Annotated in this window: 24 protein-coding genes; 8 read left to right on the top strand and 16 right to left on the bottom strand. The window is 65.5% G+C overall.

Annotated elements, in window-relative coordinates:
- The first annotated feature begins 47 nt into the window (after positions 1 to 47).
- Complete coding sequence (locus tag FCT00_RS10210; protein ID WP_138422937.1) at positions 48 to 563, top strand: DUF2239 family protein; 516 nt, start codon at positions 48 to 50, stop codon at positions 561 to 563.
- A gap of 8 nt (positions 564 to 571) precedes the next feature.
- On the opposite strand, the gene FCT00_RS10205 is transcribed toward FCT00_RS10210, so the two are convergent.
- The gene (locus FCT00_RS10205; RefSeq protein WP_138422935.1) at positions 572 to 985 is read right to left on the bottom strand and encodes a VOC family protein; all 414 of its coding nucleotides are present in this window, start codon (positions 983 to 985) and stop codon (positions 572 to 574) included.
- Positions 986 to 1,096: 111 nt separating this feature from the next.
- Between FCT00_RS10205 and FCT00_RS10200 the strand changes: the two genes are divergently transcribed.
- On the top strand, positions 1,097 to 2,383 hold the full coding sequence (locus FCT00_RS10200; RefSeq protein WP_138422933.1) for an O-acetylhomoserine aminocarboxypropyltransferase/cysteine synthase family protein: 1,287 nt from the start codon (positions 1,097 to 1,099) through the stop codon (positions 2,381 to 2,383).
- A gap of 171 nt (positions 2,384 to 2,554) precedes the next feature.
- Here the strand turns inward: FCT00_RS10200 and FCT00_RS10195 are convergent, their stop codons facing one another.
- Positions 2,555 to 3,940, bottom strand: a complete 1,386-nt coding sequence (locus FCT00_RS10195) for a divergent polysaccharide deacetylase family protein (protein ID WP_171042958.1) — start codon at positions 3,938 to 3,940, stop codon at positions 2,555 to 2,557.
- A gap of 143 nt (positions 3,941 to 4,083) precedes the next feature.
- Between FCT00_RS10195 and FCT00_RS10190 the strand changes: the two genes are divergently transcribed.
- The 5 genes from FCT00_RS10190 to trpE all read left to right on the top strand — a co-directional run bounded on the left by FCT00_RS10190 (position 4,084) and on the right by trpE (position 10,432).
- Complete coding sequence (locus FCT00_RS10190; protein WP_138422930.1) at positions 4,084 to 4,665, top strand: anthranilate synthase component II; 582 nt, start codon at positions 4,084 to 4,086, stop codon at positions 4,663 to 4,665.
- Positions 4,662 to 5,681: an anthranilate phosphoribosyltransferase gene (trpD, locus tag FCT00_RS10185; protein WP_138422928.1), complete on the top strand. Its 1,020-nt coding sequence runs from the start codon at positions 4,662 to 4,664 to the stop codon at positions 5,679 to 5,681. Before FCT00_RS10190 ends, trpD begins: the two co-directional genes overlap by 4 nt.
- The gene (locus tag FCT00_RS10180; protein ID WP_138422927.1) at positions 5,678 to 6,847 is read left to right on the top strand and encodes an aminotransferase; all 1,170 of its coding nucleotides are present in this window, start codon (positions 5,678 to 5,680) and stop codon (positions 6,845 to 6,847) included. Before trpD ends, FCT00_RS10180 begins: the two co-directional genes overlap by 4 nt.
- A 226-nt stretch (positions 6,848 to 7,073) precedes the next feature.
- Positions 7,074 to 8,915, top strand: coding sequence for a peptidyl-prolyl cis-trans isomerase (locus FCT00_RS10175; RefSeq protein ID WP_138422925.1), 1,842 nt, complete (start codon positions 7,074 to 7,076; stop codon positions 8,913 to 8,915).
- An 8-nt stretch (positions 8,916 to 8,923) separates the two neighbouring features.
- On the top strand, positions 8,924 to 10,432 hold the full coding sequence (gene trpE / locus FCT00_RS10170; RefSeq protein WP_138422923.1) for an anthranilate synthase component I: 1,509 nt from the start codon (positions 8,924 to 8,926) through the stop codon (positions 10,430 to 10,432).
- A 105-nt stretch (positions 10,433 to 10,537) separates the two neighbouring features.
- Here the strand turns inward: trpE and FCT00_RS10165 are convergent, their stop codons facing one another.
- From FCT00_RS10165 to yajC, 11 genes are all read right to left on the bottom strand, one after another.
- Positions 10,538 to 11,389 (bottom strand): SMP-30/gluconolactonase/LRE family protein, encoded by an 852-nt coding sequence (locus tag FCT00_RS10165; RefSeq protein WP_138422922.1) that lies wholly within the window; start codon positions 11,387 to 11,389, stop codon positions 10,538 to 10,540.
- Positions 11,390 to 11,565: 176 nt separating this feature from the next.
- The gene (locus FCT00_RS10160) at positions 11,566 to 12,087 is read right to left on the bottom strand and encodes a DsbE family thiol:disulfide interchange protein (protein WP_138422920.1); all 522 of its coding nucleotides are present in this window, start codon (positions 12,085 to 12,087) and stop codon (positions 11,566 to 11,568) included.
- A gap of 1 nt (position 12,088) precedes the next feature.
- Positions 12,089 to 12,241, bottom strand: a complete 153-nt coding sequence (gene ccmD, locus FCT00_RS10155; protein ID WP_138422919.1) for a heme exporter protein CcmD — start codon at positions 12,239 to 12,241, stop codon at positions 12,089 to 12,091.
- On the bottom strand, positions 12,234 to 13,007 hold the full coding sequence (locus FCT00_RS10150; protein ID WP_138422917.1) for a heme ABC transporter permease: 774 nt from the start codon (positions 13,005 to 13,007) through the stop codon (positions 12,234 to 12,236). Before FCT00_RS10150 ends, ccmD begins: the two co-directional genes overlap by 8 nt.
- Positions 13,008 to 13,059: 52 nt before the next feature.
- A complete protein-coding gene (gene ccmB, locus FCT00_RS10145) occupies positions 13,060 to 13,716 on the bottom strand; it encodes a heme exporter protein CcmB (protein WP_138422916.1) in 657 nt (218 codons plus the stop codon).
- Positions 13,713 to 14,336 carry a heme ABC exporter ATP-binding protein CcmA gene (gene ccmA, locus FCT00_RS10140; RefSeq protein WP_138422915.1) on the bottom strand — a complete coding sequence of 208 codons (624 nt, stop codon included), beginning with the start codon at positions 14,334 to 14,336 and terminating at the stop codon, positions 13,713 to 13,715. Before ccmA ends, ccmB begins: the two co-directional genes overlap by 4 nt.
- Positions 14,336 to 14,689, bottom strand: a complete 354-nt coding sequence (locus FCT00_RS10135) for an Mth938-like domain-containing protein (protein WP_138422913.1) — start codon at positions 14,687 to 14,689, stop codon at positions 14,336 to 14,338. Before FCT00_RS10135 ends, ccmA begins: the two co-directional genes overlap by 1 nt.
- Before the next feature lie 101 nt (positions 14,690 to 14,790).
- Positions 14,791 to 15,534, bottom strand: coding sequence for a TSUP family transporter (locus FCT00_RS10130; protein ID WP_138422911.1), 744 nt, complete (start codon positions 15,532 to 15,534; stop codon positions 14,791 to 14,793).
- Position 15,535: 1 nt separating this feature from the next.
- Complete coding sequence (gene secF / locus FCT00_RS10125; RefSeq protein WP_008328021.1) at positions 15,536 to 16,504, bottom strand: protein translocase subunit SecF; 969 nt, start codon at positions 16,502 to 16,504, stop codon at positions 15,536 to 15,538.
- A 1-nt stretch (position 16,505) separates the two neighbouring features.
- Positions 16,506 to 18,173, bottom strand: coding sequence for a protein translocase subunit SecD (gene secD / locus FCT00_RS10120; RefSeq protein WP_138422910.1), 1,668 nt, complete (start codon positions 18,171 to 18,173; stop codon positions 16,506 to 16,508).
- A 45-nt stretch (positions 18,174 to 18,218) separates the two neighbouring features.
- Positions 18,219 to 18,512: a preprotein translocase subunit YajC gene (gene yajC / locus FCT00_RS10115; RefSeq protein ID WP_040885374.1), complete on the bottom strand. Its 294-nt coding sequence runs from the start codon at positions 18,510 to 18,512 to the stop codon at positions 18,219 to 18,221.
- 295 nt (positions 18,513 to 18,807) lie between these two features.
- Between yajC and FCT00_RS10110 the strand changes: the two genes are divergently transcribed.
- The gene (locus FCT00_RS10110; RefSeq protein ID WP_008328018.1) at positions 18,808 to 19,599 is read left to right on the top strand and encodes a TIGR00266 family protein; all 792 of its coding nucleotides are present in this window, start codon (positions 18,808 to 18,810) and stop codon (positions 19,597 to 19,599) included.
- Positions 19,600 to 19,620: 21 nt separating this feature from the next.
- On the opposite strand, the gene FCT00_RS10105 is transcribed toward FCT00_RS10110, so the two are convergent.
- The 3 genes from FCT00_RS10105 to FCT00_RS10095 all read right to left on the bottom strand — a co-directional run bounded on the left by FCT00_RS10105 (position 19,621) and on the right by FCT00_RS10095 (position 22,882).
- Complete coding sequence (locus FCT00_RS10105; protein WP_171042957.1) at positions 19,621 to 20,538, bottom strand: PDDEXK-like family protein; 918 nt, start codon at positions 20,536 to 20,538, stop codon at positions 19,621 to 19,623.
- Positions 20,539 to 20,545: 7 nt separating this feature from the next.
- Positions 20,546 to 21,670 carry a cobalamin-independent methionine synthase II family protein gene (locus tag FCT00_RS10100; RefSeq protein WP_138422908.1) on the bottom strand — a complete coding sequence of 375 codons (1,125 nt, stop codon included), beginning with the start codon at positions 21,668 to 21,670 and terminating at the stop codon, positions 20,546 to 20,548.
- A gap of 90 nt (positions 21,671 to 21,760) precedes the next feature.
- Entirely contained in the window at positions 21,761 to 22,882 is a 1,122-nt protein-coding gene (locus FCT00_RS10095; RefSeq protein ID WP_138422906.1) for a GNAT family N-acetyltransferase, read from the bottom strand.
- Positions 22,883 to 22,967 lie beyond the last annotated feature (85 nt).

Below are 22,967 nucleotides of genomic sequence, written 5' to 3'. Positions count from 1 at the left end.
TACCCGGATGTTATTCACGTCCCATAATTTTATCCGGGTGTAAATACATGACCGAAGAAACCTTCACCGCCTTTCAGGGCACAAAACGCCTTGCATCAGGCACGCGCGGTTCGCTCGAAACCGACCTTGCCCCGCTCGGACCGCATCCCGAAGGATTGCTGGTGTTCTCAGACCTGACCGGGCGGGAAACCGACCTGAACCTGTCAGGCACGCCCGCACCTGCCCCACGCGGCAGGCCGAAGATGGGCGTCAAGGCGCGCGAGATCACGCTGCTGCCGCGCCATTGGGACTGGCTGGCGGGCCAGCGCGGCGGCGCGTCCGCCGCCCTGCGGCGTATCGTGGACGACGCCATGAACGCGGCCCCCTCGGATGACCCGCGCGCACCCGACCGCGCCTATCGGTTCCTGTCCGCCATCGCGGGAAACCTGCCGCGGTTCGAAGAGGCGATCCGCGCGCTCTACGCGGGCGACATGCGCGGATTCGCGGACGCGATGGACGGCTGGCCCGACGACCTGCGCGACCATGCTCTCACCCTCGCCGGGGCCGGTCCGCAGAACGCTTGACCCGCGCCTCAGGTCGCGAAAACCCCGGCTATGTCGGCATATCCCTTGATCTCGATGGGGTTCCCGGCCGGATCGCGGAAGAACATCGTCCATTGTTCGCCCGGCTCACCCTCGAACCGCACCGACGGCGGGATGATCCAATCGGTCCCCGCCGCCTCGAGACGGTCGGCCAGCGCGCGCCAGTCGTCCAGTGCCAGCACGAGGCCCAGATGCGGCATCGGCACCATGTGCTCGCCCACCTTCCCGGTGTTCGTCGTCGCGAAGGGTGTACCGCGATGAAGGCTCAACTGATGGCCGAAGAAATCGAAATCGACCCATGTCTCGGTCGAGCGCCCCTCCGTGCAGCCCAGAACTCCGCCATAGAACCCCCGCGCGTCCTCCAGATCGGTGACATGGATCGCCAGATGAAACGGTGTGAGCATGAGCCCCTCCTCGGATTGCGCGAATTGAATGTGTCTGCCCAACGGCTTAGCGCAATTGATGGATGGGGAAAATCCCCGTAGCGTCGTCGCGGACAGTTACGGGAGGACATTATGTCAGACGCACAGATGAACGGATTCGACACGCTTCAGGTCCACGCGGGCACCGCCCCGGACCCGGCCACGGGCGCACGCCAGGTGCCGATCTACCAGACCACATCCTATGTGTTCAAAGACGCCGACCATGCCGCGCGGCTCTTCAACCTCGAAGAAGTCGGCTACATCTATTCCCGCCTCACCAACCCCACCGTCGGTGCGCTTGCCGACCGGATCGTGGCGCTCGAAGGCGGCGCGGGCGGGGTCTGCACCTCGTCGGGTCACGCGGCGCAGATCATGGCGCTCTACCCGCTCATGGCGCCGGGAAAGAACATCGTCGCCTCGACGCGCCTTTATGGCGGCACCTACACGCAGTTCACGCAAGTGTTCAAACGCTTCGGCTGGTCCTGCACCTTCGTCGATTTCGACGACCCGGCGGCGATCGAGGCCGCCATCGACGACGACACCCGCGCGATCTTCTGCGAATCGCTCGCGAACCCGGTGGGCTACCCCATCGATCTGGAGGCCGTGGCGAAGGTGGCCGACAAGGTGGGCCTACCGCTGGTCGTCGACAACACTTCGGCCACGCCCTATCTGTGCCGCCCCATCGACCACGGGGCGACGCTGGTGGTGCATTCGACCACGAAATACCTCACCGGCAATGGCACGGTAACCGGCGGTGCTATCGTGGATTCGGGCAAGTTCGACTGGTCGGCCTCGGGCAAGTTCCCGTCGCTCTCGGAACCCGAACCGGCCTATCACGGCGTGAATTTCCACGGCGCTCTGGGCGCGATGGCCTTCACCTTCCACTCCATCGCCATCGGTCTGCGCGATCTGGGCATGACGATGAACCCGCAGGCCGCGCATTACACCCTGATGGGCATCGAAACCCTGTCGCTCAGGATGCGCAAGCATGTCGAGAACGCGCAGAAAGTGGCCGAATGGCTCGAAGCGCACGACAAGGTCGACAAGGTGAACTATGCGGGCCTGAAATCCTCGCCCGCGCATGAGGTCGGCAAGCGCATCTTCCCGCGCGGCACCGGGGCGCTGTTCACCGTGGCGCTCAAGGGCGGTTACGAGGATTGCGTGAAATTGGTGTCGAACCTCAAGCTTTTCAGCCACGTGGCGAACCTCGGCGACACCCGTTCGCTCATCATCCACTCGGCGTCGACCACCCACCGCCAGCTGACCGACGAGCAGCGCGAGGCGGCGGGCGCCGGCAACAACGTGGTGCGCCTGTCCATCGGGATCGAAGACGCCGACGACATCATCGCCGACCTCGATCAGGCCCTCGCCGCCCTGTGAAAAACCTAGCGCGCCCAGACCCTTGGGCGCGCCTCTTAACCCATCACGCAATACGTCTTTCCGGTCTCGAAATATCCTCGGGGGCTCGGGGGCAGACAGCCCCCGAAGCCTCGCGTGGCTTGAACGCGAACTGAAAATGCGTGCGCGTCAGCGCACTCCTTCAGGCGATGCTCACTCGTCCAGCAGTACCGCCGAGACCGGGGCGAAGTTCACCGATTGCGCCCGGTTGCCCAATGACCATTCCAAGAGCGCCTGAATCGACTCGGGCCGCACCCGCGCCACGGCGATCACGCCTTCGTCGTTGCGCGCCCGGAATGCCACGTTGTCCAGAAACCGGCGCATCACGTCACCGGCCTGCCCGTCCCCGTCGAGATCGCGGAAGATCTGGCCCGCTGGCACCTCCTCGCTCACCGCGACCTTGTGGCCGGTGTTCAGCCCCTCGGGATAGGTGACGAGGCCAAGGCCCCGTTCGTCGAGGTTCGTCACCACCTGCGCGGCGGCGTCGCCCAACCCCTGAAACCCGGCCTCGGGCGGGAACATCACCGCGACGATGTCGGTCATCAGCGGATCGTAGGCCTGAAAGGTCACGTCCACGTCCATCGCGGTGGCGAGTTCGGGCAGCGGCACGATCAGCACCACCTCGGCCCCGTTGGCCCGGTAGAACGCAATCGCCTCGGCCGCGTCGGGGGACGAGGCATCGACGGCGACCGACATCGGGAACGGCATGACGGCAAGGTCGCCCACGTCCTCGCGCCCCGGCCCCATATCCATCAGAAGCACGGCCATTTCAGGCAGTTCCGCGATCCCGTCATAAGGCACCGCATTGCGCCGGATCGCGGGTTGCGGCCCGGCATCGACGGCGGCCTCATCGGCGGCGCTTTCCCCGATGGTGGGCAGGCGGCCGGTCACGACCGGCCCGGAGGGCGCGGGTTCTTCGAGCGTGTCGTCTTCCAGCGGTGGCGGGTCGAACACGCTCGCCCCCTCGGCGCGCACGGTGTCGTTGCCGGTCTCCGGCATCGCCACGTCAGGCTCGGTCGGGTTGGACGGCGCGACCACCATGGGCAGTTGCGCGACTTCGGTGTCCGTCGCCTCCGGTGCATCGGCTTCGGGGGCCTCGGCCATGTCTTCGTCCGGCGTGTCCGGCACCGCAGGGTCAGGCGCGGCCTCGCTCACGGTCTCCGGCTCGGCCTCGACCATCAGCTCGGGGTCCATGGCAGGCTCGGCTTCCGCCGCTTCCTCGTCCCGCTCCATCTCTTCTTCGCTGGGTCGCGAGGTCGGTTCGACCATGATCGGGTCCGCTTCCGGCGCCTGCGTCTCACTACTGGCCGTAACCGCTGGCGCCGCAGGCTCCGTCTCGGTCGCATCGGCCGTTTCCGCCTCAGGTTCCTGCCCGTCCGATGCGCTCTCGTCAGGTTCGACAGGCTCAGGCGTCTCGCTGGCGACCGGCGCTTCGGCGACCGGACCCGGTTCACCCATCTCGACCGGCTCGATGACCAGTGCCGCCGTCGCAACGCCAACCGCCGCCACGACCACGCCGGCAAACACCCCCGAAACCATTCCGTTCGCCAATTCCGCCTCCAGTCTCGCGCACGATCCGAAGCCGTGCGATCCGTCTTGCGCCCGGTCGCCCTTGACCCCCGCGCCCGGCTCTGACCATGTATACCGCGACCAAGCTTCAGTGAAAGCCCCAAGGCAAGCCCATGATCCTGCTCATCGATAATTACGACAGCTTCACCTACAACCTCGTCCACTACTTCGGCGAGTTGGGTGCCGAGATCAAAGTCGTGCGCAACGACGCGGTGAACGTGCAGGAGGCGATGGGAATGCGCCCCGAGGCGATCATCCTGTCGCCCGGCCCCTGCGACCCGGATCAGGCGGGCATCTGTCTGCCGCTCACGCTGGCCGCCGCCGAGGCGAAGCTGCCGCTGATGGGCGTCTGCCTTGGCCACCAAACCATCGGTCAGGCCTTCGGCGGCAAGGTCGTGCGCCACTCCGAAATCGTGCACGGCAAGTTGGGCGAGATCCATCACGAAAGCGCAGGCGTCTTTTCCGGCCTGCCCTCGCCCCTCAAGGGCACACGCTATCACTCGCTCGTCGTGGAACGTGACAGCCTGCCCGACAGCCTTGAAGTCACCGCGTGGCTCGAAGACGGCACCATCATGGGCCTGCGCCACAAGAGCCTGCCCATCGAAGGCGTCCAGTTCCACCCCGAAAGCATCCGGTCCGAACATGGCCACGCCATGATCCGCACCTTCCTGAATTCCGTGAAAGTCCCTGCATGAGCGATGCGATCAAGCCGTTGATCGGGGCCGCCGCCGAGCGTGCCCTGACCCGTGACGAGGCCGAGGCGGCCTTCAACATCATCATGACGGGCGAGGCGACGCCGGGCCAGATCGGCGGGCTTCTGATGGCCATGCGCACGCGCGGCGAAACCGTCGACGAATACGCCGCCGCCGCCGCCGTGATGCGCGCCAAGATGAACAAGGTGCGCGCGCCCGAAGGCGCCATCGACATCGTCGGCACCGGGGGCGACGGCAAGGGCACGCTGAACATTTCGACCGCCACCGCCTTCGTGGTCGCGGGCGCGGGCGTGCCGGTGGCCAAGCACGGCAACCGCAACCTGTCGTCGAAATCCGGGTCCGCCGACGCGCTCGGCGCGATGGGCGTGAACGTCATGGTCGGCCCCAAGGTGGTCGAGGCGGCGCTGGCCGAAACCGGCATCGCCTTCATGATGGCCCCCCTGCATCACCCGGCCATGGCCCATGTCGGCCCGATCCGCGCCGAGCTCGGCACCCGCACCATGTTCAACATCCTCGGACCGCTCACCAACCCGGCGGGCGTCACCCGGCAACTGACCGGCGCGTTTTCCAAGGCGATGATCCGTCCGATGGCCGAGGTGCTGCAAGCGCTGGGCTCCGAGAAGGCGTGGCTCGTCCACGGCGGCGACGGCACCGATGAGCTGTCGATCGCGGGCGTGTCCTGGCTCGCGGCCCTCGATGACGGCTCGATCACAGAGCGAGAGGTGCATCCCGAAGACGCGGGCCTCCCCGTTCACCCGTTCGAAGACATCCTCGGCGGCACGCCCGAGGAGAACGGCAAGGCCTTCGCCGCACTTCTGGCCGGGGCGGAAGGCGCCTATCGCGACGCGGTGCTTCTGAACGCCGCCGCAGGTCTCGTGGTCGCGGACGAGGCGGCGAACCTACCGGAAGGCGTTGAAATCGCACGCGAGTCCATCGATTCCGGTGCCGCCAAGGCCAAGATCGAAGCCCTCGCCGCCGTCACCCAGAAAGCCGCATGATCCTGAACCCGAACATGGCCGCGACCCGCCCCTCGCCGGTGGTCGAGGCGAAGCGATGGATCGCGGACAAGACGTTTTCGCCTGATCTGCCGCTCCTGAACGTCAGTCAGGCCGCCCCCGTCGACCCGCCGCCCCTCGCCCTGCGCGAAGCGATGGCGGATGTGGCCCTCACCCTGCCCGCGGCCCATGTCTACGGCCCCGTGCTGGGCCTGCCCTCCCTGCGCGAAGCCCTCGCCGCCCGCTTTTCGCAGGCCTACGGCGGCCCGATCACGCCCGGCAACGTCGCGATCACGCAGGGCTGCAATCAGGCGTTCTGCGCGGCACTTTCGACCCTCGCCGGTCCCGGCGACGAGGTGATCCTGCCGACCCCGTGGTATTTCAACCACCAGATGTGGCTCTCCCTGTCCGGCGTGCGGACCGTGCCGCTGCCGACGGGCGACGAGCTTCTCCCCACCGTGGCCGAGGCCGAGGCGCGCCTCACCGACCGCACCCGCGCCATCGTGCTGGTCACGCCGAACAACCCGGCGGGCGTCGAATACCCGGCCGACCTCGTCCATGCCTTCGCCGACCTCGCCCGTGCCAACGGCCTGGCCCTGATCCTCGATGAAACCTACCGTGACTTCGACAGCCGCCCCTCCGCGCCGCACGACCTCTTCTCCGACCCGGCATGGTCGGACACGCTGATCCAGCTCTACTCCTTTTCCAAGGCCTACCGCCTGACCGGACACCGCGTCGGCGCGCTCGTGGCCAGCCCCGAACGCCTCGTCTCGGTCGAGAAATTCCTCGACACAGTCGCGATCTGCCCCAGCCAGCTCGGCCAGCACGCCGCCCTCTGGGGCCTGATGAACCTCGACCAGTGGCTCGCCGGCGAACGTGCGGAAATACTCGCACGGCGCGGCGCGATCGAAGAAGGCTTTGCAAAACTGCCGGACTGGCACCTCTCCGGCGCGGGGGCCTATTTCGCCTATGTCCGTCACCCGTTCGACGAGCCCAGCGGCACCCTCGCCCGCCGTATGGTCGATGACATCGCCGTCCTCGCCCTCCCCGGCTCGATGTTCACGCCCGAAGGCGACGCGTCAGGCGCCGCGCACCTGCGCATCGCCTTCGCGAACATCGACACCACCGGGATCGCGACCCTCATGGATCGCCTCGTAACCCTGTCCTGATCTTCTTCGGTCTCCAAATACCTCGGGAGGTCCGGAGGGCTGGCCCTCCGGACGCGGCCCCCGGCCGCGTTCCACCGCGACGGCCCGGCGAAAGCCGGGATGGCGCAAATCCTGCGCGGGCGCCAGCCCGCCCGATTTCGCAAGGCCATCCAAACGCCCAAAACCCCTGTTGGCATTCCCCAATCGCGCCGTTACAACCCACTGACCCAACCGGAGGCAAACGGGCATGTTCTCGAACATTTCGCGCTTTTTCGTCTGGATCATCATGGCGCTCGTCATGGTCGGACTGATCGGCTTCGGCTCGGTCAATTTCGGCGGTTCAGGACAGTCGATCGGCAAGGTCGGCGACACCGAAATCGACGCCTCCGCCTACTTCCGCGAACTCAACGCCGAATTTCAGGGCTGGCAGCAGCAGACCAGCCAGAACCTCACCATGGCCGAGGCGCAGGAAATCGGTCTCGACCAGCGCGTTCTGTCGCGCGTGATCGCGATCACGGCGGTCGAGAACGAAACCGACCGTCTGGGGCTGTCGGTGGGCGACCAGAACCTCGCCTCCCGCGTGACCGAGATCCAGGCGTTCCAGGGCCCGAACGGCCAGTTCGACCGCGACACCTACGATTTCGTCCTCGAACAATCCGGCCTGACCGCCCGCGAGTTCGAAGAGACTCTGCGGCTCGAAGTGGCCCGCACCATCCTTGCCGGCGCCGTGACCAGCGATCTGGAAATGCCCGATGTCTACACCGACACGCTGTTCGGCTGGGCGCGCGAAACCCGCGACTTCACATGGGCCCCGGTGACCCGCTCGGCCCTCGAAGAGCCGCTGCCGGAACCGACCGAAGCCGATCTCGAAGCCTATTACGAGGCGAACCCGGACGATTTCACCACGCCGGAAACCCGCCAGATCACCTATGGCTGGCTCAAGCCCGAAGACGTGCTGGACGAGATTCCGATGGACGACACCCAGCTTCAGGCCCTCTATGACCAGCGCATCGACGAATTTCAGGTGCCCGAACGCCGCCTCGTCGAACGCCTCGTGTTCGGCTCGGCGGATGAGGCGCAGGCCGCCGCGGACCGGATCGAAGCGGGTGAGACGACCTTCGACCAGGAGGTTCAGGCGCGCGGCCTTTCGCTGTCCGACGTGGATATGGGCGACGTGACCCGCCGCGCCCTCGGTCAGGCGGGCGACCCGATTTTCGCCCTCGACGCGCCCGGCGTCGTCGGCCCCATCGAAACCGACCTCGGCCCCGCCCTGTTCCGCATGAACGCGATCCTTTCGGCGCAGGAAACCAGCTTCGAAGAGGTGCGCGATCAGTTGTTCGAGGAATATGCGGCCGATGCCGCGCGCCGCCTTGTGCGCACCCGCGCGACCGAGATCGACGAGATGATGGCCGGGGGCGCGACGCTCGAGGAACTCGCGGCCGAAGGCCTCATCACCGTCGACACCATCGGCTATTTCGACGGGAACCAGGACGGCATCGCCGCCTACGCCCCGTTCCGCGAAGCGGCTTCCGAGGCCAGCGAAAGCGACTTCCCCGAGGTCACGGAACTGGAAGACGGCTCGGTCTTCGCGCTGCGGCTCGACGAGATCACGCCGCCCGCGCTCCAGCCGCTCGACGAGGTGCGCGACGCGGTCGTGGCGGGCTGGGAAGCGCAGACGCTGACCGAGGCGCTGGTGGCCCGCGCCGAAGCCCTTATCCCGCAATTCGAAAGCGGCGCCGAAGCCCCCTCCACCGTCGGTCTGACCGAGGTTCTGGAAGAGGACATCGCACGCACCAGCTTCATTCAGGGCACGCCCTCCACGATGATCGAAACCGCCTTCGAGATGGAAGAAGGCACGTGGCAGGTCGTCTCGGGCGATGGTCAGGTCGTGGTCCTCGGCCTCACCGACGTCAACGCGCCCGATCAGGACAGCGCCGAGGCACAGGAAATCAAAACCACCTTCGGTGCCCGCGTGTCGCAGCAGATCGCCGCCGACGTGCAGGACGCTTTCGCCGCCGCACTGGAATCGGATGCGGGCGTCACGCTGGATCAGGCGATGATCAACGCCGTCCACGCCAACTTCCCGTGAGCTGACCGATGGCCCTGACCCCGTCCTTCGACGCCTTCGAGGCCGGCTGGAACGCTGGCGCGAACCAGATCGTCTATACCCGCCTCGCCGCCGACCTCGACACCCCCGTCTCGCTCATGCTGAAGCTGACCGAGGCGCGCACCGACAGCTTCATGCTGGAATCGGTGACGGGCGGCGAAGTGCGCGGGCGCTATTCGATCATCGGGATGAAGCCGGACCTCGTGTGGCAGTGCGACGGGACCAAGGCCCGGATCAACCGTCAGGCCCGTTTCGACCCCGATGCGTTTCAGGACGTGGCCGACGATCCCCTGACTTCGCTGCGCGCCGTGCTGGCCGAAAGCAAGATCGACCTACCCGATGACCTGCCCGCCGCCTCGGCGGGCCTCTTCGGCTATTTGGGCTACGACATGATCCGGCTGGTCGAACACCTGCCGAACGTGAACCCCGACCCCATCGGCCTGCCCGATGCGGTGATGATCCGCCCCTCGGTCGTGGCGGTTCTGGACGGTGTGAAGGGCGAAGTGATCCTCGTCTCGCCGGTGTTCCAGTCGTCGGGCCTGTCGGCGCGCGCCGCCTATGCGCAGGCCGCCGAACGGGTGCAGGACGCGCTGCGCGACCTCGAACGCCAGCCCGCAACGTCACACGATCTGGGTGAGACCGCGGACATCGGCGAGCCTGTGTCGAACTTCGCCCATGACGAATACCTCGCGGCGGTCGAGACGGCGAAGGAATACATCCGCGCAGGCGACATCTTTCAGGTCGTCCCCTCGCAGCGCTGGACGCAGGATTTCCCCCTGCCCCCCTTCGCGCTCTACCGCTCGCTTCGCCGCATGAACCCCTCGCCCTTCATGTTCTTCTTCAACTTCGGTGGCTTTCAGGTCATCGGCGCCAGCCCCGAAATCCTCGTCCGCGTCTTCGGGCGCGAGGTGACGATCCGCCCGATCGCAGGCACCCGGCCCCGCGGCGCCACGCCGGAAGAAGACAAGGCGCTGGAGGAAGACCTGCTCGCCGATCAAAAGGAACTGGCCGAACACCTCATGCTGCTCGATCTGGGGCGCAACGACGTGGGCCGGGTCGCCAAGATCGGCACCGTCCGCCCGACCGAGGAATTCATCGTCGAACGCTACAGCCACGTGATGCACATCGTCTCGAACGTGGTGGGCGAACTCAGCGAAGACCACGACGCGCTCTCGGCCTTCCTTGCCGGGATGCCCGCGGGCACCGTCTCCGGCGCGCCGAAAGTGCGCGCGATGGAAATCATCGACGAGCTCGAGCCGGAAAAGCGCGGCGTCTACGGCGGCGGCGTGGGCTATTTCTCGGCGATGGGCGACATGGATATGTGCATCGCGCTGCGCACCGCCGTCCTGAAGGACCGCAAGCTCTACATTCAATCCGGCGGCGGCGTGGTCTACGACAGCGACCCGGAGGCCGAGTTTCAGGAAACCGTGAACAAGTCCAAAGCCATCGCCCGCGCGGCGGCCGAGGCTGGCCTCTTCACCCGCGGCGGCAACAGCTGACACCGCCCGCCCGTCTTTCCGGTCCCGAAATATCCCCGGGGGAGGTCTGGAGGGGGCAGGCAGCCCCCTCCAGCGAGTCGACCGGGCGCAAGCCCGGTCGAAAACTCACTCCACGGGCACCGCCATGATCTTGCCGCCCTGCAAGAACGGCACCAGCACCATCTGGCCCATCATGCCGATGTCGCCCGCCCCGGCCTCGGTCGTGGTCAGCGTTTCCAGCCCCGCCCCGTCATAGGCGACGATCTCGCCCGTCGGGTTATCCGAATAGATCAGCTTGCCGCCGATCTCCACGATCCCGTCGATGGCCCCGGTTTCCTCGGCGCCCGGCAGCGTGGTGACGTCGGCGCTGTCGTAGGTCACGGCGTAAAGCTGCCCCTTCCCCTCGATCCGGCCCTGATCCATCAGCCATTCCTTCCCCATCGAACCGACGATCAGCCGGTCCTCCTGCGCCCAGATTCCGTTGGGCAGGTCCATGGAGCCTGCGGGGACGAAGGCTTCGGCGCTTCCGTCCATCACGCGAAAGACCGCCCCGCCGAACATATCGGTGACATAGACCGCGCCATCCGGCCCGATCGCCACATCGTTGGGAAACATCGCGCCTTCGAGCGTGATGGTCTCGTCCACCGTGCCGCTCGCGATATCCACGACATGCAGCCCCATCGCATCCGCGACGTAGAGCTTGCCGTCCATCGAGGCCATGCCCTTGGGGTCCATCAGCCCCGTGACCCAGTCCTTCTGCTTCATTTCACCGTCTGGCGTGACCAGCGACAGATACCCGTCCATCTGCCCGTCCGGCCCGAAGGTCGCGATGTTCGACACGACGATCTGGTCCGACCCTGCCTCGTAATAGGCCGACTCAGGCGTTTCGAACCCCTCGAGCGTCCAGCCGCCCCCGTGGCTCGCGGCCATGGCCGCGCCCGCGCATCCGATACCGATGGTTGCAATGACATACTTCATGGAATCCTCCCGTGATCTCCGCGCTCACGCTGCGCCCATCGTGGGCGCCTGCCTACCAATATCAGATATAGACGGCGGCAATCCGCCTTCGTCACCGCGCGGACCACGGAGTGGAAACATCATTGGGGAGAGGTTGGAGGCGGCAGACAGCCCGCCACCGGATCGTGCGGCGAAGCCTAGCGCGCGGCGTCGATCGCGGGGCGGATGACCGTGTCGGGGATCGCCCCGGTGATCGGCCCGGCGAAGCGTTTGACGATCACTCCGTCGCCATCGACCACGAAGGTTTCCGGCACACCGTAAAGGCCCCAGTCGATCCCGGTGCGCCCGCTTTCGTCCGATACGACCGCGGTAAAGGGATTGCCGAGGTCATCCAGAAACTTCCGCCCGTTCGCGGGCTCGTCCTTGTAGTTGATGCCGTAGATCGGGATGCCTTCCTCGGCGAAGGCCATGAGGTATTCGTGCTCAGCCCGGCACGGCGCGCACCAACTGGCCCAGAAGTTCACCAGCTTCACCTCGCCATCGGCCAGCTCTCCGACCGTGAAGCCGGGCTCACCGGGGAACTCGGCCACCGTCAGCGCGGGCACCGGCCCGCCTTCGCGGGTGGATGCCAACTGATCGTCGCCCCGGTTCATGCCGAAGTAGAACATCAGCGCCAGCCCGGCGAAGACCACCGGCGGCAGGATCATGAGGGGTTTCATGTCAGGCTCCCTTGCGCCGCGCCTCGGCGGCTTCGAGCTTCTTTTTCACGCGTGCGGACTGCCACCAGCTGACCGCGATCACCAGCGCCACGAGCAGGATCGTCGCACCCCATGAGGTCAGGATCGCGCCCGCGTATTTTCCCAGATCAGGCATCCTGCATCCTTTCCCGCATCTCCAGCGCATGAATGCGCCGCTTGCGCACCTCGGTCCGTGTGCGCACCAAGAGAAGCGCGATGAACAACAGAACGAAACCCGTCAGACAGATCACCAGCGGCTGCCAATAGACGTCCGAGACGTTCTCTTCCTTGTCGAGCGACAGGGACGCCCCCTGATGCAGGCCCTGGTTCCAGAAGTTCACCGCATAGCGGCTGAGAAGCGCGAAGACGCTGCCGACGATGGCCAGAACGCTGGTCAGGTCAGCGGCGGTGTCCGGGTCTTCGATCGCGGCCCAGAGCGCCATGTAGCCGAGGTAGAACAGGAAAAGGACGAGGAACGAGGTCAGGCGCGGATCCCACGCCCAATAGGTGCCCCACATCGGTTCGCCCCAGATCGCCCCGGTGAGAAGCGCGATGATCGTCATCACGACCCCCACGAGGGCGGCGGCCTTGGCGGCCAGCGCGCTGACGTGATGGCGGCGGATCAGCCAGATGAGCGAGGCCACAAGCATCATCACCCAGATATTGATCGCCATCATCGCGCTTGGCACGTGGACATAGATGATCTTGACCGACGAGCCGAAATTCACCGCCTCGGGCGTGAAGAAAAAGCCCCAGATCAGCCCGACCGCCAGCGTGAGGATCGTCAGCCCGATCACCCAAGGCAGCGCCTTGCCGGACAGGGCCATGAACTTGACCGGGTTGGCCCAGGCCCAAAGCCAGTTCCACCCGTCTCTCGCCTGTTTCGTGCGCACGTTATCCATGCGAATTGTCCTATGTGTCATGGGCCAATCGGGCAAGAAAAACCCGTGTCCCTCACCGCAGATTGATACGCAATGCCGCAGCCGCCGCGAACGGGAGGAGCGCGATGCTCCCCGCCGTGATCCCCGCGACCATCAGAAGCGGTGTCGAGGCGTCGAAGCCGCCGATCCCGCGCGCCGCCGCCTCGGCCCCGAAGATCAGGGTGGGCACATAGAGCGGCAGGACGAGCAGAGACAGGAGCAGCCCGCCCCGTTTCAGACCCACGGTCAGCGCCGCGCCGAAGGCCCCGATCATGCTGAGTGCCGGGGTTCCGATCAGAAGCGTGACGAACATCCACCACGCCCCGCCCTCGGGCATCGACATCAGCCCGCCGAAAACAGGCGCGGCCAGCGTCAGGGGCAGTCCCGTCACCAGCCAGTGCGCGACCGCCTTCATCACCACCGCCCCCTCCATCGGCAGCGGCGCGGTGGCGAGCAGGTCGAGCGATCCGTCCTCGAAATCAAGCTGGAAGATCCGGTCGAGCGACAGAAGGCAGGCAAGCAGAGCGCCGACCCACAGGATACCCGGCGCGATCCGGCCGAGGATCTCGGCCTCCGGCCCCACGCCGAAGGGGACAAGCACCGTCACGATCAGGAAGAACGCAAGGCCAAGGCCGAATCCGCCCCCCGCCCGCACCGACAGGCGCAGATCGCGGATGAGAAGCGCGATCACAGGAACGCCTCGTCGAACGAACCGGGTTCCGCCGCGCGGGTCGGATCGGCCTTGAACGGCGTCACGTCGAAAATCCCGGCCTCCAGCCCCAGATCGATATGCGTCGCGATCAGGGCCGCCCCGCCGCCCGCAACATGCGCGCGCACACAGGTCGCGAAAAGCGCGACCGAAGCGGTGTCGAGCGACACCGTCGGTTCATCCAGAAGCCAGATCGGCCGCCCGGTGACGAGAAGCCGCGCCAAACCCAGCCGCCGTTTCTGCCCCGCAGACAGGTTCGCGGCAGGCCGGTCGCGCAGCCCCAGAAGGTTCATCCGGGTCAGGGCATCCTCGATATCGCCGGTGGCATAGACGCTGGCCCAGAAGGCAAGGTTCTCGGCCACCGAAAGCTGCGCCTTCAACCCATCCGCATGGGCACCATAGGCAATCGCTTCGGGCGGCAGGCTGACCTCGCCGGCGACGGCGGGCTGCAATCCGGCCAGTGTGCGTAGAAGCGTGGTCTTGCCCGACCCGTTCGGCCCGCGCAGGACCAGCACCTCGCCCGCCCCGAGCGTGAAGCCCAGCCCCTCCAGCACCGGCACGCCGCCGCGCGCCACCGTGAGGTCGCGGACGACAAGCTCCATCAGACGGGCAACACCGCAAGCGCCACGCGTCGGCCTTCGGACAGCGTGATGTTGTAGGTCCGGCAGGCGGCTGGGGTGGCCATCGCCTCGACCCCGATCCCGGCGGCTTCGAGGGCGCTTTGCATGTCCTTTGGCGCAAAGGCCATCTCCGGCCCCATGCCCAGAAACAGCACGTCGACATCGGTGGCGAGCGCGAGGAGCGCGTCGACATCGTCCAACCCGCCCCAGCTCACCGCGCGCTTTCCCGTGGCCAACATCGGCCCCCGGATCACGTCGCCCGCGACCCGGAAGAACCCCGGCCCGTAGCTTTCGACCGGCATGGCCTGACCATATGTGATTTCGTGCATCTGCATGGCCGTTTCCTAACCCGTTCGCGCAGCCGGGAAAAGACCCACCGCAGGCGAGGCGAGAACCGATGCCCCGAACCCTGCACGCACCGCTGAAAAACGCCCGATCAGTCGAAGAGCGGCAGGCCGGTGACGATGGCCAGCCCGATCACGCCATAGGCGACGGCGCGGAAGCCGCGCTCGGCCTCGGGACGAAACGCCCATTGCCCAAGCGCGATGCCGAGCGCATAGGGCACCGCCAGCACCGCGGCCAGCGTGACCTCGGCCCAGCCGACCAGCCCACGCGCCAGCAGGTTCACGATGATGCCGATGTCGAGACAGGCCAGAAACAGGATCGTGTTGGCGCGCACCTTGGCCGCGCCCGAGGGGCCGGCGAGATAAAACAGGATCACCGGCGGCCCGGTCAGCCCTGTGGTGCCACCCAGCACACCGGCGGCCGCGCCGATGGCGCCCAGACCGGGCCAGCGCACCCGCCCGCCGAAACGCCAGCCGGAAACGAGCGCCGCAAGCGTCACAGTCGCCACCACCGCGACGGTCCAGCGCAAGACCTCGCGGTCGAGCCATGTCAGCATCCAGACGCCGAGGGGTGCGGCCGCCACGGCTGCAAGGGCCAGAACGCCGACCTCGGCCTTGTCCGCCTCGCGAAGCGCGCGCGGCACGATCAGCACCCAGGTCACGACGCCCGTGATCGTCACGACGACGATGGCGGTCGACACCGGGAGGAAGATCGCGCCCACAGGCATGAAGATCAGCGCCGTGCCGAAGCCCGAGAACCCGCGCACGACACCCGCGAACACGAACGTCACCGCCAGCCACACGAGACCCGGTGTGGCCAGCGCCTGTTCGATCACCTCAGGTCTCGGAGTTGCCGAACTGCGTGCCCGCTTCGGCGTCGGGCTTGGTCCAGTCCCGCTTTACCCCTAGGCGGAGCAGGATGGCCGAGGCCACGAAGACCGAGGAATAGGTGCCGACCACGACACCCCAGATCATCGCGAAGACGAAGTTGCGGATCACGTCGCCGCCCAGCACGAAAAGCGCGATCAGCGCGATCAGCGTCGTGACCGAGGTCATCATCGTCCGGCTCAGGGTTTCGTTGATCGACAGGTTCAGCACTTCCTTCAGATCGAGCTTCTTGAAGCGCCGCAGATTCTCGCGCACCCGGTCGAAGACGACCACCGTATCGTTCAGCGAATAGCCGACGATGGTCAGCAAGGCCGCGATAATCGGCAGGCCGAATTGGATCTGGAACAGCGAAAACACCCCGATGGTCAGCGTCACGTCATGGATGAGCGCGGCGACCGCGCCCAGCGAGAACTGCCACTCGAACCTGAGCCAGATATAGATCAGCACCGTCGCCATGGCGGCGGCCACCGCTTCGATGGCGGTCCAGATCAATTCGCCCGACACCTTCGGCCCCACGCTTTCCACGCTGGGAAAGGTGATGTTCGGATCGTAGGCCGTCAGCGCGTCTTCGACCGCCTGAATGGTCTCGACCGAAATCGCCTCGTCCCCGTCCTGCGACTGGATACGCACCATCGCGACGTTCTCGTCCGGCCCGAAAGACGGATCGAACACCTCGGAAATCGCGACATCGCCAAGCCCCAGCGGAGCGATGGCGTCGCGATAGGCGCCGACATCGACGGCCTCGGTGCTTTGCGTGCGGATCGACGTGCCGCCCCGGAAATCGATGCCGAAGTTCAGACCGAAGACCAGAAAGGCCACGATGGATATGACCATGAGCGCGCCGGACAGCCCGAGCGAGAGCCACGAGCGCGAGAAGAAATCGACATTCGTTTCCTTCGGAACCAGAGACAAACGCATCTCAGACCTCCAGCGTTTTCGGACGACGGCGTTCGAACCAGATCACGACCATCAGGCGCGTCACGAAGATCGCGGTGAAGACCGATGTGATCAGGCCGAGGCCAAGGGTGACGGCGAAGCCGCGAACCGGACCGGAGCCCATGATGAACAGGATGCCCGCGGTCAGGAACGTGGTGATGTTGGCGTCGATGATGGCCGACAGCGCCTTTTCATACCCGAGGTCGATGGCACGCGCAGGCCCGCGCTTGTTCTTGAGCTCCTCGCGGATCCGCTCGAACACCAGCACGTTCGCGTCGACCGCCATACCGATGGTCAACACGATCCCGGCGATGCCCGGCAACGTCAGCGTCGCGCCGATGGCGGAGAGCAGGCCGAAGAGCATGGCGACGTTCAGGATGAGCGCCACGTTGGCGATCATGCCGAACCATCCGTAACTCAGCGCCATGAAGACGAGGACACCCGCGAACGCGACGAGCGAGGCGATCTCACCCGCCGCGATGCTGTCAGCGCCCAGTTCCGGCCCGATGGTCCGTTCTTCGAGAAACGTCATCTCGGCGGGCAAGGCGCCGGCGCGCAGGAGCACGGCAAGATTGGTCGATTCCTCGACCGTGAAATTCCCGGTGATGATGCCGGAGCCGCCCGGAATGTGTTCGTTGATGCGCGGGGCCGAAATGACCTCGCTGTCCAGCACGATGGCGAAGGGGCTGCCCACGTTCTCGGCGGTATAGTCACCGAACAGGCGCGCGCCATGGGGATTGAACCGGAAGTTGACGGCGGGCCGCCCGTTGGTGTCGAAACTCGGCTGCGCATCGACGAGGTCTTCGCCGGTCACGACCGGCACGTCTTCGAGCACGTAGTAAACGCCCTCTTCGTCCACCGACGGATAAAGCACATTGTTCGGCCCCGGAGCCTGATCGGGGTTCGTCGTGCGGCTGACGACCGGCTGGAAGGTGAGCTGCGCGGTGGTACCGATCAGCGCCTTGAGCTCGTCGGCGGACCCCAGACCCGGCACCTGAATGAGGATGCGATCCTCGCCCTGCCGCTGGATCGTCGGCTCGCGCGTGCCGACCTCGTCCACCCGGCGGCGAATGATCTCCAGCGATTGCTGGATGGTGCGGTCGTCGGTGGCCAGTTTCTCGGCCTCGGACAAGGCCACGACGATCTCGTCGCCCTCGACATCGACCGTGAAGTTGGTCGACCCGGTGCCGGTGATCGTCACGACCGGCGTCGCCAGCGCGCGCACGAGCTGGGCGGCATCGTCGATATGCGTGGTATCCCCGATCTTGACCCGAAGCGTCCCGTCCTCGGTCGGCACCCGGCGGATGGTGCCCACGATGTCGCGCGCGTCGCGCAGGACCGGGAACACCTCCTGCCAGATCGAATCCATCCGCTGCTTGTAGACATCCTCGACCTGCACTTCGGCCAAAAGATGCGCCCCGCCCCGAAGGTCCAGACCGAGATTGACGAGGTTCGACGGCAGCCAACCCGGCCAGGCGCTGCGATCTGCGGCGAGTTCCGGCGACGCTTCGCCGCCCGCCTGTTCGATGGCCGTGACCGCGTCGTTATGGGTCTCGACCCGCGGATAGAACAGGTTCGGCATGGCATAGGCCAGCCCCGTCACCACCACGAGGATGATGACGACCCGCTTGAAGATGGAGATATTCAGCATCTGGCCCCTGCCCTGCCGGTCATGTTGCGTGTGGTTTCAGCGCGATCAGCTCTTGGCGCTTTTCGGTTCGGCCGCCGGTTCGGTCTTGGACACGACCTGAAGGATCGCGGCCTTGGTCACGCGAACCTTGACGCCCTCGGCGATCTCGACCTCGACCTCTTCGCCTTCCTTGACCTTCGACACCTTGCCGATGATCCCGCCCTGCGTGACCACCTGATCGCCCCGGCGCAGCGCCTCGCGCATCTTCTGGTCTTCCTTCACCTTCTTCTGCTGCGGGCGGATCAGGAAGAAATACATGATGCCGAACACCAGCACCATCGGGATGAGCATGGAGTTCATGAGGCCCCCGGCGGGGGCGGCGGCCTGCGCGAATGCGGGCGAAACGAGCATAGATTGGTCCCTTGTCTGTTGGGCGGATCGGCCCTGTCATAGGCGGGACCGTTCGGCCCCTTTTGGCTGGCGCGGACCCTATATGGGCGTCCGGGTGATGGCAAGCAATGGGCGGGCGGGCGCAAAGGCCCGAACCGTGACCGGGCCGTCGGCGGCGACAGGCCCATTCCGTCTGGCATCGTCACACCGTCCCGGCTAGGCTTTCGCCAATTCCAGACCACCAGATTTCCAAGGGAGACGCCCGATGCAATGCCATGAAGTTGATTATGAAATTTTCGGTGACGACATGCAGATCGTCGAAGTGGAACTCGACCCGGCCGAGACCGTCATCGCCGAGGCGGGCGCCATGAACTACATGGACGACGGCATCGGGTTTGAGACCCGCATGGGCGACGGCGCGCGCCCCTCGGGCGGCATCATGGATTCGCTTCTGAACGTGGGCAAACGCGTGCTGACCGGCGAGTCGATCTTCATGACCCACTTCACCAACAACGGTCAGGGCAAGAAACGCGTGGCCTTCGCGGCACCCTATCCCGGCAAGATCATCCCGGTGGACATGGCCGAGATGGGGGGCGAACTCATCTGCCAGAAAGACGCCTTCCTCTGCGCGGCCTTTGGCACCACGACCGACATCGCGTTTCAACGCAAGCTGGGCGCGGGCTTTTTCGGCGGCGAAGGCTTCATCCTCCAGCGCCTGAACGGCGACGGGATGGCCTTCATCCACGTCGGCGGCACCGTCATCAAACGCGAGCTGGCCCCGGGCGAGGTTCTGCGGGTCGATACCGGGTGTCTGGCGGCCATGACCGGCAGCGTGAACTACGACATCGAACGCGCCGGCAACCTCAAGTCGATGATCTTCGGCGGCGAAGGCATCTTCCTCGCCACCCTGCGCGGGCCGGGCACCGTCTATCTCCAGTCCTTGCCGTTCTCCCGCCTCGCCGACCGCGTCCTACGCGCCGCCGGTCCGGGCCTCGGCAACAAGAAGGGCGAAGGCTCGGTGCTGGGCGGATTGGGGGATATGTTCGGGGATCGGTGAGGGTGGAGTGCTGACACTCTTCTAAATCGAGGCGGATTCTACTAGGTCCAATGCCCGTCGCGCGGTCTCCATTCCATCTAGGACCTGATCGAGTTCTTGAGAGAGAGTGGAGGACATGTCGATGCTTGGTACGATCGCATCGAGATACACCGAGCTAGGGTGGCGCGTTATCTTGAACCCTTCTGGTAGTGAGGCGGCCAAGTCATCCAGCCTCAAAGAGACGATCTTCTCTAAGTTCTGGATCGACAAGTAACCCGACATGGGATGGTGCCACACAGAAAGGCCGTAGGGGTTCGAAGCTGGACGATACGAAAACTCGTCGGTGGATCCGGATTGGGGATTTGCTTTCCACGCGGCATCGCGCCTGATCATCGCGAGCCAATCGGCCTTGAACGCAGCCAGTTCGGCTGACGCAGCTTTTCGTGCCGCAGAACTGCCAGCGAGCGCTTTGACGCGAGCGGCCCTACTCCCGGCGTTTTCCAAGAGTGATCGCTTCCAGTCCGAACGCGGGTCAGTGTCCGAAATGAAGCTCGCGATTTCTTCGTAAGAACAGACATAATCCCATTCGCTCGGTTCAACACCGGCCAAGTACGGCTCCGGCGCGATAAGAGCCGTCCTGGCTTCAAATCCACGCTCGGAATGGACCGACGCCCGGGCGCGATATCTCGCTGCCTGTTCGGGTTGAAACCGCGCGGAAACCTTGTTTTCGATCAAGAGAATGGAGCCATTTGCGAAGCGCACTAAGATGTCGGTCTCGCCCCATGCCAAGCCACCGAAATTTTCATGAACCGAATGCTCGATAGAGGTGATTTCGCTATCTCCTAACGCAAGTTTTCGGGCCAATTCTTTTCTGAACGCACCACTGAAAGCGACCTCTTCGATGAAGAGAAGGTCGAAATCGCGTTCGTTGAATACAACTATTGGCACAATGGGAGGCAACGGGTGCTCACCCCGCCGACGCCAGATCCGCGCCCTTCCGCAAGTTCCGCAGCTTCTTCCACGTCACCTCCGGGTCGATCTTGCCGTAGCCTGCGAAGGTGCCGAAGCCGCAGTCGGTGGAGGCGATCACGCGGTCTTCGCCCACGATGTCGATGAACCGGCCAAGACGCTGCGCCACCAGCTCGGGGTGTTCGACGTAGTTGGAACAGGTGTCGATCACGCCCGGCGCAAGCACCTTGTCGTCGGGAATATCGGCGTCGCGCCAGACGGTCCATTCGTGTTCGTGGCAGGGGTTCGCGCTTTCGAACAGGATGGTCGAGGGGTTCGCCGACAGCACCACGTCGATCACTTTTTCCAGTGGAATATCATGGTCATGCGGCCCTTCGTAGTTGCCCCAGCACAGGTGCATCCGCATCCGGTCCTTGGGCAAGCCTTCCGTCGCGGCGTTCAGCGCCTCGACATTGGCGGCGGCCACTTTCACGAATTCCTCCTGATCCATATCCTGATACCCGGTGTGGGCCGACATGGCGAGGTCGGGGCAGTCGAACTGGATGTCGAAGCCCGCATCCAGAATAGCCTCGTATTCGGGTCGCATGGCGGCGGCCAGATCGGCCAAATAGGCCTCGTGCGACGGGTAATACTTGTTCACCTGAAACGCGGTGATGAGCCCCGGCGAGGCGGCGTTCATGAAGGCGCGGCCCGTGTCGGCCTCGGCCCCCAGCGCCTCTTTGAACCGCCGGATGTCATCCAGCGCAGGTTGCAGGTTCACCAGCTTCACTTCACCGATGCAGGACGCCCGCGTGAATTCCTGCGACCCCATTATGGCGCTGAGTTTCTTGGCCAGATTCGGGTGCGCCGCCAGATCCTTGGCCGGTTTGCGGTCGATGTGGCCGCCGAAGCCCGACAGGCGTTCCTGCATGTAGGTCGAATAGCCGACTTTGCCCAACTCGCCGTCCGACACGATCGAAACGCCCGCCGCGCGCTGATGGCGGATCGCGTCGCGAATGGCCTCTTCCACCGTCGCCTCGAATGCCTCGGCATCGTATGCCTCGCCCTTGTCCTTGGCGATGAGCAGCGCCGACAGCGCGTCACCACGCGGCAGGCTTCCGACATGGGTGGTTTCGATGGTCATGGTCTGGCTCCGTCCCTGTTCTGATCGTGCCGACACACCAGACCACCGCGACGGGGGAAAAACAACCGGATACGCGCCGGGCGCGCCCCTCTAGGCGTCCCGGTCCGCGTCCGCCTTCGCCGCCGCGGATTTCGACGCTCGCGCCGCCGCCTCCTGCCGCGCCTCGCGCCGTTTCGCGAACTGTCGCATGGCGTCGTATCCCATCGCGGCGACCCCGCGCGGATTATATGGATAGATGCGCACGGCGACGGTATCGATGGCCTTGTCGGTCCAGTTCTTCTTGTATTCCAGAAGGTGCCCCTGCATCTCGATCCGCTGGATGCCACGGCCCGCGAGATGCCCGATCAGGTAGTATTGCATGAGCGCACCGGGGCCGTATTTGGCAACGGCTTCGTCATATCCGATCTTGTAGGCCCAGAAGACGTTGTCGCGGATCTCGCCGATGCTCATGGCGATCGCCTTGCCGTCGAGCCGGAGGAAGGCGACGTGCAGACGCCCCTCGCCCGCCACCACCTTGGCATAGTCCCGGAAAAAGGCCTGTTGCCGATGGTCGTGGGTCAGGGCCGTGCCGGTGCGTTCCTTCCAGCTTTTCGCCTCGACCGCGACCGCCGTGTCCAGCAGACCGTCGACCGCCCCGGTCGCGGGTTCGAGGAAATCGACGGTCACCTCGCCCAGTTCCCGCATCCGCCGCTCGTTGCGCCGGATCGACTGCCGCATGTTGCGGCGCAGGTTGTTGGTGGGTTCGGACCAGCTTTCATCGAGGTCGAGCCAGGGGGCCGCCGGAATGACCTTGGTCCGCACCACGACCTTGGCCTTGCCCTGTGCTGCCTTCTGCACCTCGCCGATGAACGGGTCTTCGATGGGGTAATAGCCCAGATCGGCCGGTTTCCCGAGCCCGATGAGGCCCTTGGCGAGTGCCGGAAGAACGCTGTCATCTCGACGCGGGACCGGAAGGCCGCCATCGTCATTCGCGACGAAGTGATGCCGCTGCACGAAGCCCTTGTCGACCGTCATGGCGAGCAGCGCCTTGGGTTCACTGAGCGGCCCGACCACCACGACCGTGAGCGCGCCGATCCGGCTGTAATGCGCCGCCATCGCCTTGGCCCAGGCGAAGAGCAGCTTCGGGCTGCGCCACGGCGCTGACAGGACGCCGTCCCACGCTTCGGGCGTGACCTCGGATTGGGTGACGATGTGAACCTGCTCGGATACCATTTACTGCGCTTTCGTCGGGGCTTCGTTACCGGACCCGCGCACATATGCACGCCGGACCGGACCTTTCCATGGAAAAATTAAGGTG

This window comes from Maritimibacter alexandrii (assembly GCF_005871115.1).
Taxonomy (GTDB): domain Bacteria; phylum Pseudomonadota; class Alphaproteobacteria; order Rhodobacterales; family Rhodobacteraceae; genus Maritimibacter; species Maritimibacter alkaliphilus.
This window is presented reverse-complemented; position numbering and strand designations above follow the sequence as displayed.